This is a genomic window from Chloroflexus sp. (genome assembly GCF_049970315.1).
Classification (GTDB): domain Bacteria; phylum Chloroflexota; class Chloroflexia; order Chloroflexales; family Chloroflexaceae; genus Chloroflexus.
This window is the reverse complement of the sequence record NZ_JBMFNE010000002.1, coordinates 99,645-116,299: the sequence shown is the minus strand read 5'-3', so window position 1 is coordinate 116,299 and position 16,655 is coordinate 99,645. Positions and strand designations below refer to the sequence as shown.

Below are 16,655 nucleotides of genomic sequence, written 5' to 3'. Positions count from 1 at the left end.
ATCGCGGCCTCGATAGCCAGGCGTGCTTTACACCGTCGCCCCACTCGGCACATACCCATCGGTAGGAAACGCCGAAGGTTGCGTCCGTGGTCGGATCGCAACATTCCGCCCAATTCGCACACCGGCAGGAATGCATGCTTTCAGACCAACCAGCGTCAAACCGGTATTCAAACGTTCTGGTGCTTCGGTATTGGGCGTATTTTCATCGCCATCACCAACCCGTGTCCCTTCCCCGATCCGCACTCCTTCATCGATGATACAACGATCAAGCACTGCCCCTGCCTCAACGATTGCATCACCAAGCACAATTGAGTCGCGCACAATTGCCCCCGGTGCGACCACCACGCCGGGCGACAGCACCGACCCGATCACGGTGCCATAGACACGGCAACCATCGCTCAACAAGCTATTTTCGACCCGTGCTTGTACACCAATCTCGGCTCCCGGCCGGTCGGAACTAACCGTATGGATCACCCATTCTGGATCGTACAGGTCGAGCGCCGGTGTTTCGGCCAGTAAGGCCAGATTAGCCTCATAGTAGGCCTGCACCGTACCGACATCAGCCCAATACCCTTGAAAATTATAGGCATAGGCACGAGCGGTTGTGACAATCTGTGGCAGAATATGACGACCAAAATCGACGGCATCGGTCGAGCGTAGCAGATCGATCAAATACTGTTTACGAAAGACGTAGATGCCCATGGAAGCGAGATTCGAGTCGGCGCGACGCGGCTTTTCAACGAAACGGTCAACCCGCCCGCCACTACCGACCGATACGATCCCATAGCGATACGCATCGTGTGGGCTGACACTCCGTACCGCCATTGTCAGATCGGCATTGCGTTCTTCGTGTAGCTCAAGCAAGGGACGGTAATCCATTTTGTAGATATGGTCACCGGCCAACAACAGCACGGCATCAACCGGCTGATCCTCGACCAGATCGAGATTGTAGCGCACTGCATCGGCCGTACCGCGTTGCCAGCCACCACCATCGGGTGTTGGTGAGGGATGCAGGATACGCAACCCACCTTGGGCACGGTCTAAGTCCCATGGGCGGCCAACACCGAGATGGGCGTGAAGTGAACGAGGTCGATACTGGGTCAGGACTGCAACATTGTATAACCCTGAATTGACACAATTCGAGAGGGCAAAATCGATAATCCGATACTTGCCGCCAAACGGTACCGCCGCTTCGGTACGCTCAGCGGTAAGCACGCTCAACGCCGGTGAGTCACCACCGGCCAGGATCATCACAAGAGTACGTAACATAACTACTCCAACGCTGTGTTCGGCGAATCACTTGACCGGTCGATCAGATCGTCTCTCCTGACGGCACATCACCGGCAGGAAAATCTTCAGTATCACGATCAGGGTTGATCACCACATTGCGCCCGATGGTAACACCGGCAGGAATATGCGCCGCTTTACCGACCACGGTCACACCACAATTGATTTTATCGGGCTGTTTGCGGTTGGGCACCGTCAAATCATCGCCGAAACCGAGTCGCACACCGGCACCGACCACAACTTTTTTATCGACGATCACGCGGTCGAGCACCGCCCCAGGACCGATCCACGTATCGTTCATCACCACGCTATCGCGGACAATCGCACCCGGTGACACATACACGCCCGGCGACAACACCGAGTGTATTACCGTACCACGGATCGTACAACCGTTACAGATAATCGACTGATGAACCCGCGCTTGTGGCCCGATCTTGGCCGGTGGTCGTTCTTCGCTACGAGTGCGAATCAGCCAATTTGGATCGAACAGATCGAAATCGAGCGAGGGATCGAGCAGTTGCATACTCGTTTCCCAATACGACTGAATCGTCCCAACATCAACCCAATAACCTTTAAAGCGATGGGCAAACACGCGATCCTCGGCTACCATCGCCGGAATGACATCTTTACCGAAATCGATCCGCGGTCGCTCCGGCCCACCCTCCGACAAACGCCGGATGAGGATATCGGTATTGAAAACATAAATACCCATCGAGGCCAGATTTCCCTTATCGCGCGCCTTGGGTTTCTCGATAAACTCGATGATCCGGTCGTTCTCATCGGTCGTCATAATCCCAAAGCGATCCGTCTCTTCCAGAGGGACCTCCATTACTGCCACCGTTAAGTCGGCCCGTTTGCGCAGGTGGGTGTCGATAATGTCGTTGTAGTTCATTTTATAGATATGGTCACCGGAGAGAACTAATACCAGATCGGCGCGTCGTTCTTGAATGTAGTTCAGATTCTGGTAGATCGCATCGGCGGTACCTCGATACCACGACTCATCGCGTCGACCTTGATACGGCTGCAACAACCGCACACCACCACGGTTCCGGTCGAGATCCCACGGTTTGCCGATCCCAATATGCTCGTTGAGCGAATGGGGTCGGTATTGCGTCAATACTGCTACATCGAAAATGCCGGAATTGACGCAATTCGAGAGGGTAAAATCGATAATGCGAAACTTACCGGCGAACGGCACCGATGGCTTTGCCCGCTTTTCCGAAAGTACACTCAGACGAGTGCCTTCGCCGCCTGCCATAATCATTGCTATAATTCGCATACGCCTCCCGTACCATTGCAAAACCCGGCTGCGTTTCGATTGTAAAGGCAAGTGAGTGATCGTGCAATGCGGAGGGTCACAAGCGTTGTTACGATTACATACAGCTCGGTTGTGCGATGACTGCTTAACTGCCACCATCTCCAACCGCAACAATACCAAATCTTCTGCTATAGTGAATATACTAGAAAGCGGAACCGAGCCATGGACCAGTATCCGATGCCGATACAGTCATCATCGTTTGGTTGTTCACGAGTTCTCCTCATCATCGCAATCACCGGAGGAATAGCTCTCGTCTCGTGTTGCGGACTACTTGCCTTTAGTGGTTGGCAACTCTTCAATTATTCGCGCACCGATCTGGCGGCTATTAAACAGGTAGTGATCGATTTCATAGATGCAGGTCGACGAAACGATACCGCTGCTGCATTAGCAATCTTCGCCGATTCCACTCAAACTAGGGTAACACGCCGCGATCTTGAACAATTGTTTGCCAACCGCCGATTGTTCCGTGAGGTTCAGGATGTATCGATCACAAGTTTTAACTTTACCGTTAATCTTGTTGAGGGGGAGAGCGCCGAGATCGGTGGATCGATCATGTACACCGATGGCTCCAGCCAAGCATTTACCGCTCGATTACACAAAGAAAACGATCAATGGCGATTGATCCGGATCGATTTTCGGTAACGGCCAACTACGACACAGAGAAGGAGGCGCGCCATGTTCCGTACCATTCTCATTCCCCTCGATGGCTCTCCGGTCGGCGAGCAAGCGCTTGCTGCGGCCGCTCGGTTGGCTCGCGCCACAGACGCTACTGTCCATCTCGTTCACGTCCATTATCCAAATGCGTTGACACCGATTGTGATCGAGACGTTACCGGTAATCGATGCCGAACTGCATTCATTGGCGGCTGAGCACGAACGGTTTTATCTGGCACAAACCGCTCAATCCCCCCTTTTGCATGGGTTAGATGTTGTGACCACACGCCTTGAGGGTCCGGTCGCTGAGACGTTGGCTGCGCATGCGCAAACCATTCAGGCCAACATGATCGTCATGACAACACACGGTTGGAGTGGTTTTGAATATTTCTGGCTGGGAAGCGTTACTGAGGCCCTGTTGCGGTTAACCCATACACCACTCTGGATTATGCGACCGGGCGAATCGGCTCAACGCGCCGCTCAACCGCTCCAACGTATCCTCGTCCCACTTGATGGTTCGCCACTTGCCGAGAAGATTCTACCGGTGGTGCAAGCCTTAGCCGCACTCGATAATGCACGGCTGATTTTAGCCCGCGTCATTGATAGACTCCGCTCACCGCCGAACCCAGACATCGACACGCAGCACATCGAAGCCTACTTACAGGCAGTGGCAACTCGACTTGAAGCCCAAGGTACCCCTACCGACATTGCCGTCGGTACAGCCGACCAACCGGCACGCGCGTTGCTCAACCTCAGTCGTGAGCTAAACGTAGACACGATTGCTCTCGCAACACGTGGACAAGGTGGTTGGCGACAGTTGATGGTGGGAAGTACTGCCGACAAGCTGATTCGGGGTAGTCCGGTACCGGTGCTGGCGCTCTATCCATCGTCTCATGAGACTGCTACTCACCGGCACAAAGATGGATGACCGCATCACCAACCTTCACTTCGCCTTCGTTGATTACCCGTGCATACAGCCGGCTCCATCCAGGGTAGAGGCGTTGACTGACGCGACTGAACCAGCCCCGTTGAAATGAGCCGGCAATCGTATTGCACGGTGTCGTGTATTCGGTAATCTCCAATTCAACCCATGCGCCGATGAACAAGCGGTCCCCAATCGCCAATCGATCCCAATCGAGGCCACCAATCGTCAGATTTTCGCCGATGGTACCAGGTGCAATGGGGTGACCCTCCGCCTGTAACGCTATGATCCGTTCGATAGAATAGAGACAGACAGCCCGTCGCGGCCCGCCATGGTGCTCGCGGTCACGCTGCCGATCACCCCGCACTCCGTCGTAGGTGATTTCGGCAACCGCTACCGGATGTTTTGGCACACCACCGTTGGGATTGACATTGATTTGGACGACATATCCTTGATTCATAGAAGAACCTCTCTTGGCAGCCACTCTGTCATCTCTTATCATATCAGACTATTACAACAATACTGAAGTGGTTGGTCAGTTCAGGATAAGGATATACGAATGGAACAACCTCCCCCACGCGAGACCACTTCCCTCCCGGCAACGGTGCTAGCCGAAGAGCAGCAGAGCGTGAAACCGGCAAAACCCGTCACTACGAGCGAGATTACCATCGGTGTACACAAACCCACTTGGTTAACCGTGGTGCAGCGTCTTGCTTACGCACTGATCGGTCTCCTGCTGTTTGTGCTCGCATTAGAATTGCTCAAACGCGGTGCAGCCGGCTATGGCAAGTTGCTCGTTGAACAACTGAATATCACCTCACTGGGCAGTGCGCTCGGTTTTGGTTGGCTGCTGGCTTACATCTTTCTGAGTGGATCGCCGGTTGCTGCCATCGCGGTGGCTTTCTTCGCCTCAGGCACGATCGATGGGTTGCAAACCTTTACGATGATCACCGGCTCGCGGCTTGGTGCATCCTTTATCGTTTTGTTTGTTGGCTTTCTCTACCATCTGCGCGGCCACCAACGCGCAGCGAGTGTTGCAATCGGGGTGTTGGCACTGCTTACAACGGCAGCTATCTACATACCTGCATTGGTGCTCGGTTACTGGTTGCTCCAATCCCAATGGATCGGAGTGATGACAGCCACTGTTGACAGCCCGCTCAATTCGGTGATTGACGTTATCGTCGATCCCGTCGTAGCATTCATCGTTCATATCTCACCCGATTGGTTGCTGTTAATCATCGGCGCCCTGATCCTCCTGAGTGCGTTTAGTCTGCTCGACCGTGCCATCCCCGATGTACCTGGTGGGCAAAGCGTGTTTGGTAAGGTAGGACAGTTACTCTACCGGCCATGGGCGATGTTCTTACTCGGCGCATTGATTACCTCGTTTACCCTTTCCGTCTCGGTTTCCCTATCAATGTTGGTGCCCCTCACGATACGAGGCCTTATCCGGCGTGAAAATGCACTACCCTACATTATGGGAGCAAACATCACGACCTTCATCGACACCCTCGTCGCCGCGCTCATCATTGGCGGCGCCGCGGCGTTTACGATTGTCTTCGTCGAAATGATGTGTGTCACCTTCTTTTCCCTAGTGATCCTCTTGCTATGCTACCGTCCCTTTGCCCGCATTGTGCTCGGCACTGAAGCGTTTATTGTTAGCTCTACGCCGCGTCTGATCGGCTTTTTAGGCCTGATATTTGCCATACCGCTAGTGCTGCTATTTGTACGATGGTGAGGACAACAATGCATATTGCCTTGTATGCCGGGCAGAATGCACAACGGAACGAGCTGATCTTGCTCTCCATCCCGTTGATCACCGCATTAGCCCATCGCGTGACCCTGATTACTCCTCAAGACGAAGCCGAGTTGGCGCATGAAGCACTCGGCCAATTACCGCTCATAGCTGACCTGACCGTCCACCTCCAGACACACGGGAATACCTTCGCCGCCGCTATTGAAACAGCACTTCAACGTGAGCAACCCGATCTGCTGCTCATTCCAGCCTTTACCTCACCGACAACCCTTCTCGGCTGGCGCGAACGGCGTCGTGAATTGAACGTACTTAGCTCATTACCGATACCGTTTTTGCGTGTTCAGGGGAAGGTCAAACCGATCCATCAGATCATCGTCGCTAGCGCCGGTGGTGAACAAGCGTTACAAAGCATTCCCCTCGTCGGTCAATTGGCCCGCGCCTACCATGCGACGGTCACAGTGTTGCATGTCTCTTCGCAAGATTTAGTCTATTTTGAAGGGTTTGCTGCTTCACCCCTCTCAGGTGAGGATGTGCTCAACCTTGATCAGATGACCGGTACGACGCTGCATCAACTGGTTGCCGGCTTACAAGCTCAAGGGATCACCGCCCATCTCCAAATCCTCAACGGCCTTGTTGAAGAAACGGTACTCGCCGAATGTCAGCACTACGATCTCCTTGTCATCGGAAGTCATCAACCGACACCGATAGGGAGACCGGCCGATCAGCGCTGGCTCCGCGTGATCCAGCGCCTTTCATTCCAAGATGTGACGCGCGATTTGCTTGAGCGCAGCCCGGTGCCGGTGTTGGTAACCGGAAAGAGCGCAGCACAATAAGGCGGTGCTGACACCCAACGAACCGTTGAGTAGCGTTCAGATACTCGTATGTGACTTCACAATGATATAATTAAGGTAACCATTCGTTTTCCGCGTACACATGTGTGTTAACTGGCAGAGGAGGAGCACTGTGGGCTACGAAGCCGTCTATCGCCGATCGATTGAAGACCCCGAAGGCTACTGGGCTGAGTTCGCTGCCGAACTGCACTGGTTCAAACCGTGGGATAGGGTACTCGATAACAGCAACCCACCGTTCACCCGTTGGTTTGTCGGTGGTGAGACGAACCTCTGCTACAACGCAGTTGACCGTCACGCGCTTGGCGGACGACGCGGACAAGCAGCTTTGATCTGGGAGAGCGCTGAGACCGGCCAATCACGCACCCTGACCTATTTCGAGCTGTACCGCGAAGTGAATCGGCTTGCTGGTCTGTTCCACAATCTCGGCGTGCGAAAAGGCGACCGCGTGATCATCTACATGCCGATGGTACCCGAAGCGATCTTTGCCATGTTGGCGTGTGTTCGCATTGGCGCTATCCACTCGGTAGTCTTCGGCGGATTTTCGGTTACCTCACTCGCCTCGCGGATCGATGACGCCGAGCCGGTGTTGATCGTCACTGCTGATGCTGGGATGCGCAAGGGCCAGCCGGTTCCGTTGAAAGAGATCGTGGATAAGGCGCTCGAAGAAGCTAACACCGATAGCGTGCGCGATGTGCTTGTCCTCAACCGTGGTATCGTACCGGTTGAGCTGAAGAAGGGGCGCGATCTCGATTGGTATGAGCAGTTAGCTAAACGCGGTGAGCGATACATTGAGCCGGCCCGTATGCTCAGTACCGATCCCTCGTATATCCTCTATACCTCCGGTACCACTGGCAAGCCTAAAGGGGTAGTACGCGACACTGGCGGCTACATGGTGGCACTCTACGCCAGCATGAGCACCATCTATAACTGTGGTGACGGTGACGTATTCTGGAGTACCAGTGACATCGGTTGGGTCGTCGGCCATTCGTATATTGTTTATGCCCCTCTGTTGAAAGGTGTACCCACCGTCGTGTACGAGGGTCGCCCCGATCACCCCGATCCCGGTGTCTGGTGGCGGGTGATCGAGAAGTACGGTGTGACCCACGTCTTCACTGCACCGACGGCACTCCGCGCGTTGCGTAAGTTCCCTGAGCAATGGATGCGTGATGCCGACATTAGCTCGCTGAAGATCCTCTTCGCCGCCGGTGAACCACTCGACGCACCGACCTACGAGTGGGCAACTCAAGCCCTCGGCGTACCGGTCATCGACCACTACTGGCAGACCGAGAGCGGTTGGCCGATGGTGACGAACCCGGTCGGTGTCGAGCTGTTGCCGATCAAACCGGGGTCGCCGACAAAACCGGCATTTGGTCATCGTCTTGAGGTGGTTGACGCTGATGGTAACCGTGTGCCACCCGGTGAGAAAGGCTTTCTCGTCGAGCACGGCCCATTGCCCCCTGGTACATTGCTCACACTCTGGAATGATGACGAGCGGTTTGTGAAGGGATACTGGGGCTATTTCAAAGACAAACTGCGCTACATGACTGGCGACTACGCCATTCAAGATGAAGACGGCTACCTGTTTATGCTGGGTCGCGCCGACGAGGTGCTCAATGTGAGCGGTCACCGCCTCGGTACCCGCGAAATCGAAGAGGTAGTTTCGGCGCATCCGGCGGTCGCCGAAGCGAGTGTGATCGGTGTACGCGACGAGCTTAAAGGCGAGGATGTGTTGGTTGTAGCCGTGCTCAAACAGCATATCACGCCACAAATGCAAGACGACATTGCTAACGAAATTCGACAACTGGTACGCGAGCGGATCGGCCCCATCGCGACGCCTAAAGCAGTTCACTTTGTCAGCATGCTGCCCAAGACGCGGTCGGGTAAGATCATGCGCCGCGTAATCCGCGCTGTCTATCAGGGTGACAATATTGGCGATCTCAGCACCATCGAAGACGATGCCACCGTCGATATGGTGCGCGAAGCAATCGCAATGCTCCGCAGCGATCTCTCATAAGGCATCGGCGCACCTTACCTCGGATAGTAAGGTGCGCTCGTTCACAAAAACTTTACTGGAACTTTAATCTCTGCTCACAATCTTGCGCTATTGTGAAAATATCCACACAGATACGGTTTGACATGGAGGCGCGGCCACGCCTATAATTCGTGTATCCATTCGCTTGAACTGCCGCGCAAACACGCAACAAGGAGGTTCGACTCATGACTGAGACTCGCGATGTGGCGCTGCCTGACACCGGTGAACTGTACTACCCTGATCCGGCGCTGGTTGAGCAATCCAACGTGATGGCGTATGCTCGCAGCAAGGGCTTCAACTCCTACGATGAACTATACGAGTGGACCATCACCCACCGCGAAGAGTTTTGGGCCGATATGGCCGGTGAGCTAGAGTGGTTCAAACCGTGGGATAAGGTGCTCGATGATAGCAACAAACCATTCTACAAGTGGTTTGTTGGTGGGAAAACCAATATCGTCTACAATGCAATCGACCGCCACCTCAAGACGTGGCGCAAGAACAAGCTGGCCTTGATCTGGGAAGGTGAGGATGGGAGCCAGCGCACCTATTCCTATTACCAGCTCAATTACGAGGTGTCGCGGATTGCCAACGTGCTGAAGAGCATGGGGGTGAAGAAGGGCGATATTGTTACCATTTATATGCCCCGCATCCCTGAGCTGATGTTTAGCATGCTGGCCTGTGCTAAGATCGGCGCCGCTCACAGTGTGGTCTACGGCGGCTTTTCGGAAGCGGCGCTTGCTGACCGCTTAGCCGATGCCAAGAGCAAGGTGCTGATCACTGCCGATGGCGGCTACATGCGCGGCAAGATCGTCGAACTGAAGAAGATCGTGAACGAGGCGTTGGCCCGGACTCCCACCGTCCAAACCTGTCTCGTCTTCCGCCACACCAACCACGGTGCCCCAATGGAGCAGGGGCGAGACTTCTGGATGCACGATCTCCTCGGTTTGCCGATTGCCAACGGCCATTGCCCCACCGAAGAGATGGACGCCGAGGATATGCTGTTTATCCTCTACACATCGGGCACAACCGGTAAACCCAAAGGTGTAGTACACACCCACGGTGGCTATATGGTCGGTACCTATACGACGCTCAAGTTTGTGTTTGACATCAAAGACGAAGATCGCTACTGGTGCGCCGCCGACCCAGGCTGGATTACCGGCCACTCGTTTATTGTCTATGCACCCCTGATCAACGGTGCTACCTCGTTTATGTACGAAGGCGCTCCCAACTATCCATACCCCGATCGCTGGTGGAGCATGGTCGCCAAGCACGGGATTACCATCCTCTACACGGCCCCGACTGCTATTCGCGGCTTGATGCGCTTCGGCGATTTGTGGCCCTCGCGCCACGATCTTAGCACTCTGCGCTTGCTCGGTTCGGTTGGCGAGCCGATTAACCCTGAAGCGTGGAAGTGGTTCTACGAAAAGATCGGCCATAATCGCTGCCCCATCATGGATACGTGGTGGCAGACTGAGACCGGCCACTTTATGATTACACCGACCCCGGCTGTACCGCTAAAACCCGGTTCGGCGACCCGCCCCTTCCTCGGCATCGAGGTCGATGTGGTGCATGAAGATGGTACGCCCTGCGCACCCGATGAAGATGGTCTGCTGGTGATCAAGACACCGTGGCCGGGAATGATGCGCACGATCTTGTACGATCCACAGCGCTACGTCGAAGGTTACTGGCAGAAGGTGCCGCCGTACTACGCTGCCGGTGACAGCGCACGGAAAGATAAGGACGGCTATATCTGGGTAATTGGCCGCCTCGATGATGTGATCAAGGTGTCCGGCTACCGGCTGGGCACCGCCGAAGTCGAGAGTGCGTTGGTCAGCCACCCCGCAGTTGCCGAAGCCGCCGCGATTGGGTTGCCGCACGAGGTGAAGGGCAACGCGATCCACGCCTTCGTTATTCTGCGTGCCGGTTACGAACCGAGCCACGAGCTGGAAGAAAAACTGCGCGCACACGTTGGTCACGAGCTTGGCCCGATTGCTCGCCCCGACTCGATTACCTTTGTAACGTCGCTACCCAAGACACGCTCCGGTAAGATTATGCGCCGTGTACTGCGTGCCCGTGCGTTGGGCCTACCCGAAGGCGATATTTCAACGCTCGAAGAGTAACGCTATTCCGTGCCGGCATAATGAAGGGGGCAAACCATCGCGGTTCGCCCCCACATTGTTCTCTTACCTCACCGTCCTACGGCTCTTGCACCCAGACTCTACCCGTCAGGCGGGCACGGTAAGTAATTTGACCATCCCGTTGATCAATGGGTTTTGGTTGAACGATATAGCTGATTGGTACGTTAGGGTTAATCAGGGCAGTCTCCCCAAACTCGCTCCGTATCCGTTCGCGATAGGCTTGTAGAAACGCTTCTCGCAAGGCTTGCTGATTAGCATCCGCCGGTACCGTCACCTCTAGGTCATACTCGACTGCGCGTAGCTCACCGGTTGGTGAACGGGATTGTTCCGTCGTACTCAATATCGGTGCAATCAGCGGTTCGGCCCAACTTGGCCGCACGGCGATCACATAGCTACTCACGAGGGTCAACCCAATCAACGCGAGTAGGATCAGGGAAACGACAACTTGCCCAAATGCCATCCGCCTCGATGGTCGCGTGCGTGTAGCCGCTTGAACCGGTTGGGCAGGGGATACTACCGGTTGCGGCGGTGGAACCGGTGCAGCCGCTTGGACCGGTTGGGCAGGGGGCGCCACCGGTTGCGGCGGTAGAACCGGTGCAGCCGGTCGTGCCGGTACTGGCGCTTTGGCCGAGGCCGACGGTGCGACACGTACCTGTACCGGTTGCGACTGGAGCTGGACACGTGGAATGAGCGCAGTACGAAACTCCTCCATCGTCGCATAGCGATCCGATGGCACCTTCTGCAACGCCTTTTCGAGTGCCGCACTTGTCCGTTCCGAAATAGTCGGTACCAGTGAACGAACCGGTGGAAATGAAAAAGGCATTTCTTGGGTCGGATCGCGCCCGGTCAGCAGATGGTGTAACGTTGCGGCCAATGCGTAGATGTCAGATTGTGGCGTCGCCAGCCCCTGATACTGCTCAGGCGGGGCATAGCCCGGTGTACCGATCTGTGTACCACGTTCGGTAGGTTTGAAAAGCTTAGCAATACCGAAATCGATCAGCTTAATGTCACCGCTCGGTTCAATCATCACATTTGAGGGTTTCATATCGCGATAGATCAAGCCCTTGCTGTGCAGATACCCAAGCACATCACACAGCTCATCGGCCCACCGCAGTACTCGCTGCTCATCAATCCGACCCTCGCGTTCGACGATCTGTTCGAGATCCTCGCCGCGAATAAAGTCCATCGTTAAATAGTGGCGACCTTCATCGGTAAAGTGGCTGTAGACGCGGGGAATACGCGGATGGCGGAGCTGTTGCAGCAACTCCGCCTCGGCATTAAATCGTTCAACCGCTTCGGCCCGTTCTTTTGGGTCGGTAAAGCGGTCGAGCATCTCTTTAATCGCGTAGATATTGCCGTCCTGGTCAATGCCCTCGTAGACAGCACCCTGACCGCCGCGCTTAATGATGCGTGTAATCACATAGCGACGATGATCACTGGGCTGGTCATTATTCAGCACAACATCGTGACCGCAGTGCTGGCAAAACCGTGCCCGCCGCAGGTTCGGCTTGAGACAGATAGGACAGAGGATGCTGGTCACCTCAGCCCCAGGACTTTGGTTTAGAGCAGGAGACGGGCGGTGGCTTGCCATTGTTTTAGCACGCTTTACGGTGTATGAGAATGGGCTAATCTAACGGATCATACGCAATTGCCGGTGGCAAAGTTGCAATTGAAGTATGCAGCAGCTCGCGTCCTATGCTTCATCAGGCAGGTGGAGACATCATCAACGAATAGCCGGTATACGCTGCCTCACAACTATCGTATCACATCCTACCGCATTGTGCGATGTGCCGTACCTCTTAATGGGGTGCGGCAACAAGGCTGCCGCATTCCACCTTTGACACAACGCAGCACCAATGTGAAGTGCGCCACTATCAACCGAACTATCGGCAAGGCGCTCGGTACACGTTACACTCAACTACAGAAAATTCTTCGCCCGGTAACCGAGCCACCCCAGTGCCGATGGATCATCTCGCCAGTTATGCCGCACTTTCACCCACAGATCGAGATAGACCGGACGGCCCAACATCCGCTCAATCGAGGTACGCGCTGCACTACCTATCTTCTTCAGCATACTCCCACCGGCCCCGATCAGGATGCCCTTTTGGCTCTCTTTTTCCACATTAATCGTCATGCGGATATACGTAGCCGTTTCCTTCTCGATCCACTCCTCAACTTCAACCGCGATTGCGTGCGGAACTTCTTGTTGCAAATAGAAGAGTGCCTTCTCGCGCACAAACTCAGCAGCGAGTTGCTGTTCGGTTTGGTCGGTGATCTGATCGAGTGGGTAGAGAGGTGGCCCTGATGGCAGCCGGCGACCGATCTCGCTCAGTAATGCCGTCAATCCCAGCCGGCGACGAGCCGAGATGGCAATCTCCATCTCCCACTCACCCAACTCACGGTACGCCGGTAAGTAATTCGCCCCAGGTTGGCGTGGCTTTTGGTCAACCTTGTTCAGGACGAGCAGCTTATGACCGTGCGCCCGCTGGACTTCCTGGGCAATCATACGGTCGAGTCGGCTCGGTGGCTGACTAATATCAACCATAAAACAGATCACATCGGCGTTGGGCAAGGTTCGCTCGGCCAACTCAACCATCAGCTTACCGAGCCGGTGGTTTGACTCGTGAATACCGGGCGTATCGATAAAGATAATCTGTTCGCCGGGCCGCGATAGAATACCACGCACCGGCACACGGGTTGTTTGCGGGCGTGGTGAGACAATCGCTACCTTCTGACCGAGCAGGGCGTTGAGCAGCGTACTTTTACCCACATTTGGCTTACCGACGAGAGCGACAAAACCGGAACGCCATTGGTCGAGGGGGACAGTCGTATCCGCCAAGGTTTCAATACCTTCAACGCCTTCTTCCTGAGCTTCTTCCTCGGTAGGAGACGTAGGGGTAAACACAATTGGCCCCTCACCGGCAACCGGCTCATCGTCGAAAGACACCATCAGCGGAGCCAAACGCGACAGTCGTTCGGAAGTACGCCACTGTTCCGACAGCAATACCTCAATCCCGAGCACCACATCGTCGGCATCGAGATCAAGCACAGCAACGTCGTGCAGCGCCACTACTTCCGCCGGCTCTTCATCGGCGACGCGGACATAGAGATGACCATACTCACCATCGAGCCAGTTGTACGGCCCATCGAGCACCAATTCGAGCTGGCTCAGAATGACATCATCGTCCAGATCGATCCGACAGCCAAAGATAGCTCCTTGGGCATCGAGGAGGAGGTGGGCGGGATACTCCATCGCTGCCACCACCTGGCCCTCTGCGAGATCGGCAAAATAGAAGTACAGCGTACCGACATCTTGATCCAGCGAACAATATTTCATACCTTATCCTTATCCTTGTGAACTCAGCGCAGCCTCACCGACCACCGGCTCAGCCTGAGGAGCCGGGTTGGGATGATCGGCGCTCGACGGGGGTTCGGGCTGATCGGTCAACTTCCGATAGAGATAACTGAGAATAATCCGAATGACAGCCGCGATTGGGATCGAGATAAAGAGGCCAAATGCACCGGCCAAAGCACCGCCGGCCAGAATGGCAAAGATAACTACGCCCGGATGCAAACGCACCAATGGCCCCATAACATTAGGAATAATGAAATGATCCTCGATCTGGCGTAACACGAAATAAATAACACCGAGCAGAATCGCCAATGAGACATTCGACAACCCAAACGGTGTAACCGGCTGAAACAACGCCACCATCATCGCAATCCCGGCTGCCGACCACGGCCCGATAATCGGTAAAATCTCGAGCACACCGGAGGCAATCGCGATCACGAGTGCGTATGGTACCTGCAAAATCGAGAGCGGAATATAGAGCAGAACCGACATGATCACGATGAGAATTAATTGCCCTCGAATATAGGCATTAAACACGCGATCTATTTGATAGCCGAGATCACCAATTTCACGTCGGTAGGGCGATGGGATTAGATTCCGTGCCCATTCCTTCAACTGTGGTGCTTGTAACAACAGATAAAATGTAATAATCAAATAGACCAACAGATAAATCACACTTTCGAGCGCTGAAAAGACAATCTTGGGCACATTCCCGCTCAACCAACCAGCAATATCACGGATCAACCCGATCAACTGTGCCTCGAGCGGAGCAAGGCTAATCACTACATCGCCAAGAACAATCGATTCATTCTGCTCGAACCAGATAGTCAATTCACGAATTATCATCGGTGCACTCGCCGCCAAATCGCGACTCTGTTGCCCGATGCGCGGCCAGAGAGCGATAAACAGTCCATAGAGCACAGAACCGGCCACAATATACAAGATCACAATCCAGATCGCCCGACTAATGCCGGTACGCCGGTGCAACCAACCGATGAGTGGATTAAACAGATACGCCGTAATAATTGCTCCGATAAACGGCGGCAAAATATGCGTAATCTCGTGCAAGAAAACGATTATTAACCCAACAACAATTGCGCTTGTAATCCATTTTGCTTGATAAGAAAAGCGGATCGGTCGTGCGTCATTTTCCATCGCGATTTCCTCAACCCCCGATTAACAGAAAACGGGCAAACGAATCACCACATTCGATGATTCGCTGCCCTTCATTATACCGAGAATAACGAACAGTGCAGTTACCGATGTGACGGGCCCTCTAACGTGCGGCGCAACGGCACATCGGCCTTAAGCAAATCGTGGGCCTCACCGCGGCTAAGCGTCACCTCGATCTGCTCGGCATCGATCGCCGGCAAATAGCGCTTCAGCACCTCTGCCAGATCGGCTTTCATCTGCGCCATCATCTCTGGAGTCAGTTTATAGCGATCATCGATCAGCACCGTCAACAACCGCTGCTTAGCCAGTTCGGCGCTCGAATCGCGTTTTCGACCAAAGAGGCCATTCAAAAAGGACACGAGCACTCCTTTCGTCTATATCCGTCGCCGTCCAAACAAACCGAGCAGACGATCGAGGACTCCCTGTTGGTCAGGGATCGCCATCACCGGCACATCTTCCCCGGATAGTCGTTGCGCAATGTTAATATACGCGCGACCGGCAAGCGAATTGGCATCGTAAACAGCAGCCTCACCACGATTCGTCGCGATCACAATCGTCTCATCTTCGGGCACGATACCGAGCAGCGAGATCGCCAACAACTCCAACACATCTTCAACCGACAACATCTCACCACGGCTCACTAGCCGCGGCTTGATCCGATTGATAATCAATGAGGCCGGCCCTTTTTCGGCCGCTTCCACCAAACCCACAATACGGTCGGCATCGCGCACCGCCGACACTTCCGGGGTCGTTACAATAATGACCTCATCGGCTCCGGCGATCGCATTACGAAAACCGGCTTCGATCCCCGCCGGACTATCAATCAAGACAAAGTCAAATTCAGCACGTAGTTGGTTCGTCAGATCGATCATCTGCTGCGCGTTAACCGCGTCTTTATCACGAGTCTGGGCAGCTGGCAACAGACACAATTCAGGTAACCGTTTATCTTTAATCAACGCCTGTCGCAACCGGGCCCGACCCTCAACCACATCCACTAGATCGTAGACGATGCGGTTTTCGAGCCCCATCACTACGTCAAGGTTTCGTAGGCCAATATCGGCATCTACTACAGCCACGCGTGCTCCCCGCATCGCGAGTGCCGTCCCCAAATTGGCAGTGGTCGTCGTTTTGCCAACACCCCCTTTACCCGAAGTGATGGTAATGACTCGTCCCATA

Annotated in this window: 14 protein-coding genes; 6 read left to right on the top strand and 8 right to left on the bottom strand. The window is 54.6% G+C overall.

Translation table 11 applies throughout. From position 1 onward, the window contains the following. Positions 1 to 27 precede the first annotated feature (27 nt). Positions 28 to 1,269 (bottom strand): glucose-1-phosphate adenylyltransferase family protein, encoded by a 1,242-nt coding sequence (locus tag ACP5OT_RS01765; protein ID WP_424674617.1) that lies wholly within the window; start codon positions 1,267 to 1,269, stop codon positions 28 to 30. Between the two features lie 43 nt (positions 1,270 to 1,312). Beyond that, entirely contained in the window at positions 1,313 to 2,566 is a 1,254-nt protein-coding gene (locus tag ACP5OT_RS01760; RefSeq protein WP_428131151.1) for a glucose-1-phosphate adenylyltransferase, read from the bottom strand. Positions 2,567 to 2,767: 201 nt separating this feature from the next. Between ACP5OT_RS01760 and ACP5OT_RS01755 the strand changes: the two genes are divergently transcribed. Together ACP5OT_RS01755 and ACP5OT_RS01750 are read left to right on the top strand one after the other, a co-directional pair. Further along, complete coding sequence (locus ACP5OT_RS01755; protein ID WP_424674619.1) at positions 2,768 to 3,247, top strand: hypothetical protein; 480 nt, start codon at positions 2,768 to 2,770, stop codon at positions 3,245 to 3,247. A gap of 33 nt (positions 3,248 to 3,280) precedes the next feature. Further along, positions 3,281 to 4,186, top strand: coding sequence for a universal stress protein (locus ACP5OT_RS01750; RefSeq protein ID WP_424674620.1), 906 nt, complete (start codon positions 3,281 to 3,283; stop codon positions 4,184 to 4,186). On the opposite strand, the gene ACP5OT_RS01745 is transcribed toward ACP5OT_RS01750, so the two are convergent. Beyond that, entirely contained in the window at positions 4,161 to 4,640 is a 480-nt protein-coding gene (locus ACP5OT_RS01745; protein ID WP_424674621.1) for an MOSC domain-containing protein, read from the bottom strand. The genes ACP5OT_RS01750 and ACP5OT_RS01745 overlap by 26 nt on opposite strands. 99 nt (positions 4,641 to 4,739) lie before the next feature. Between ACP5OT_RS01745 and ACP5OT_RS01740 the strand changes: the two genes are divergently transcribed. From ACP5OT_RS01740 to acs, 4 genes are all read left to right on the top strand, one after another. Then, a complete protein-coding gene (locus tag ACP5OT_RS01740; RefSeq protein WP_428131149.1) occupies positions 4,740 to 5,915 on the top strand; it encodes a hypothetical protein in 1,176 nt (391 codons plus the stop codon). A gap of 8 nt (positions 5,916 to 5,923) precedes the next feature. After that, positions 5,924 to 6,766, top strand: coding sequence for a universal stress protein (locus tag ACP5OT_RS01735; RefSeq protein ID WP_424674623.1), 843 nt, complete (start codon positions 5,924 to 5,926; stop codon positions 6,764 to 6,766). Between the two features lie 130 nt (positions 6,767 to 6,896). Then, the gene (gene prpE / locus ACP5OT_RS01730; RefSeq protein WP_428112757.1) at positions 6,897 to 8,798 is read left to right on the top strand and encodes a propionate--CoA ligase; all 1,902 of its coding nucleotides are present in this window, start codon (positions 6,897 to 6,899) and stop codon (positions 8,796 to 8,798) included. A 203-nt stretch (positions 8,799 to 9,001) separates the two neighbouring features. Continuing rightward, positions 9,002 to 10,936 carry an acetate--CoA ligase gene (gene acs, locus ACP5OT_RS01725; protein ID WP_424674625.1) on the top strand — a complete coding sequence of 645 codons (1,935 nt, stop codon included), beginning with the start codon at positions 9,002 to 9,004 and terminating at the stop codon, positions 10,934 to 10,936. Positions 10,937 to 11,012: 76 nt separating this feature from the next. On the opposite strand, the gene ACP5OT_RS01720 is transcribed toward acs, so the two are convergent. The 5 genes from ACP5OT_RS01720 to minD form a co-directional block, all read right to left on the bottom strand. Further along, complete coding sequence (locus ACP5OT_RS01720; protein WP_424674626.1) at positions 11,013 to 12,545, bottom strand: protein kinase domain-containing protein; 1,533 nt, start codon at positions 12,543 to 12,545, stop codon at positions 11,013 to 11,015. A gap of 327 nt (positions 12,546 to 12,872) precedes the next feature. Continuing rightward, the gene (gene era / locus ACP5OT_RS01715) at positions 12,873 to 14,291 is read right to left on the bottom strand and encodes a GTPase Era (RefSeq protein WP_428112756.1); all 1,419 of its coding nucleotides are present in this window, start codon (positions 14,289 to 14,291) and stop codon (positions 12,873 to 12,875) included. Positions 14,292 to 14,300: 9 nt separating this feature from the next. Continuing rightward, a complete protein-coding gene (locus ACP5OT_RS01710; RefSeq protein ID WP_424674628.1) occupies positions 14,301 to 15,461 on the bottom strand; it encodes an AI-2E family transporter in 1,161 nt (386 codons plus the stop codon). Positions 15,462 to 15,562: 101 nt separating this feature from the next. After that, on the bottom strand, positions 15,563 to 15,838 hold the full coding sequence (gene minE / locus ACP5OT_RS01705; RefSeq protein ID WP_424674629.1) for a cell division topological specificity factor MinE: 276 nt from the start codon (positions 15,836 to 15,838) through the stop codon (positions 15,563 to 15,565). A gap of 15 nt (positions 15,839 to 15,853) precedes the next feature. Then, the gene (gene minD / locus ACP5OT_RS01700; protein ID WP_015942465.1) at positions 15,854 to 16,654 is read right to left on the bottom strand and encodes a septum site-determining protein MinD; all 801 of its coding nucleotides are present in this window, start codon (positions 16,652 to 16,654) and stop codon (positions 15,854 to 15,856) included. Between the last annotated feature and the right edge of the window lies 1 nt (position 16,655).

Coding starts and splice junctions, on each gene's coding strand:
- ACP5OT_RS01765 (WP_424674617.1), bottom strand. CDS start 1,269: ATGTTACGTACTCTTGTGATGATCCTGGCCGGTGGTGACTCACCGGCG.
- ACP5OT_RS01760 (WP_428131151.1), bottom strand. CDS start 2,566: ATGCGAATTATAGCAATGATTATGGCAGGCGGCGAAGGCACTCGTCTG.
- ACP5OT_RS01755 (WP_424674619.1), top strand. CDS start 2,768: ATGGACCAGTATCCGATGCCGATACAGTCATCATCGTTTGGTTGTTCA.
- ACP5OT_RS01750 (WP_424674620.1), top strand. CDS start 3,281: ATGTTCCGTACCATTCTCATTCCCCTCGATGGCTCTCCGGTCGGCGAG.
- ACP5OT_RS01745 (WP_424674621.1), bottom strand. CDS start 4,640: ATGAATCAAGGATATGTCGTCCAAATCAATGTCAATCCCAACGGTGGT.
- ACP5OT_RS01740 (WP_428131149.1), top strand. CDS start 4,740: ATGGAACAACCTCCCCCACGCGAGACCACTTCCCTCCCGGCAACGGTG.
- ACP5OT_RS01735 (WP_424674623.1), top strand. CDS start 5,924: ATGCATATTGCCTTGTATGCCGGGCAGAATGCACAACGGAACGAGCTG.
- acs (WP_424674625.1), top strand. CDS start 9,002: ATGACTGAGACTCGCGATGTGGCGCTGCCTGACACCGGTGAACTGTAC.
- ACP5OT_RS01720 (WP_424674626.1), bottom strand. CDS start 12,545: ATGGCAAGCCACCGCCCGTCTCCTGCTCTAAACCAAAGTCCTGGGGCT.
- era (WP_428112756.1), bottom strand. CDS start 14,291: ATGAAATATTGTTCGCTGGATCAAGATGTCGGTACGCTGTACTTCTAT.
- ACP5OT_RS01710 (WP_424674628.1), bottom strand. CDS start 15,461: ATGGAAAATGACGCACGACCGATCCGCTTTTCTTATCAAGCAAAATGG.
- minD (WP_015942465.1), bottom strand. CDS start 16,654: ATGGGACGAGTCATTACCATCACTTCGGGTAAAGGGGGTGTTGGCAAA.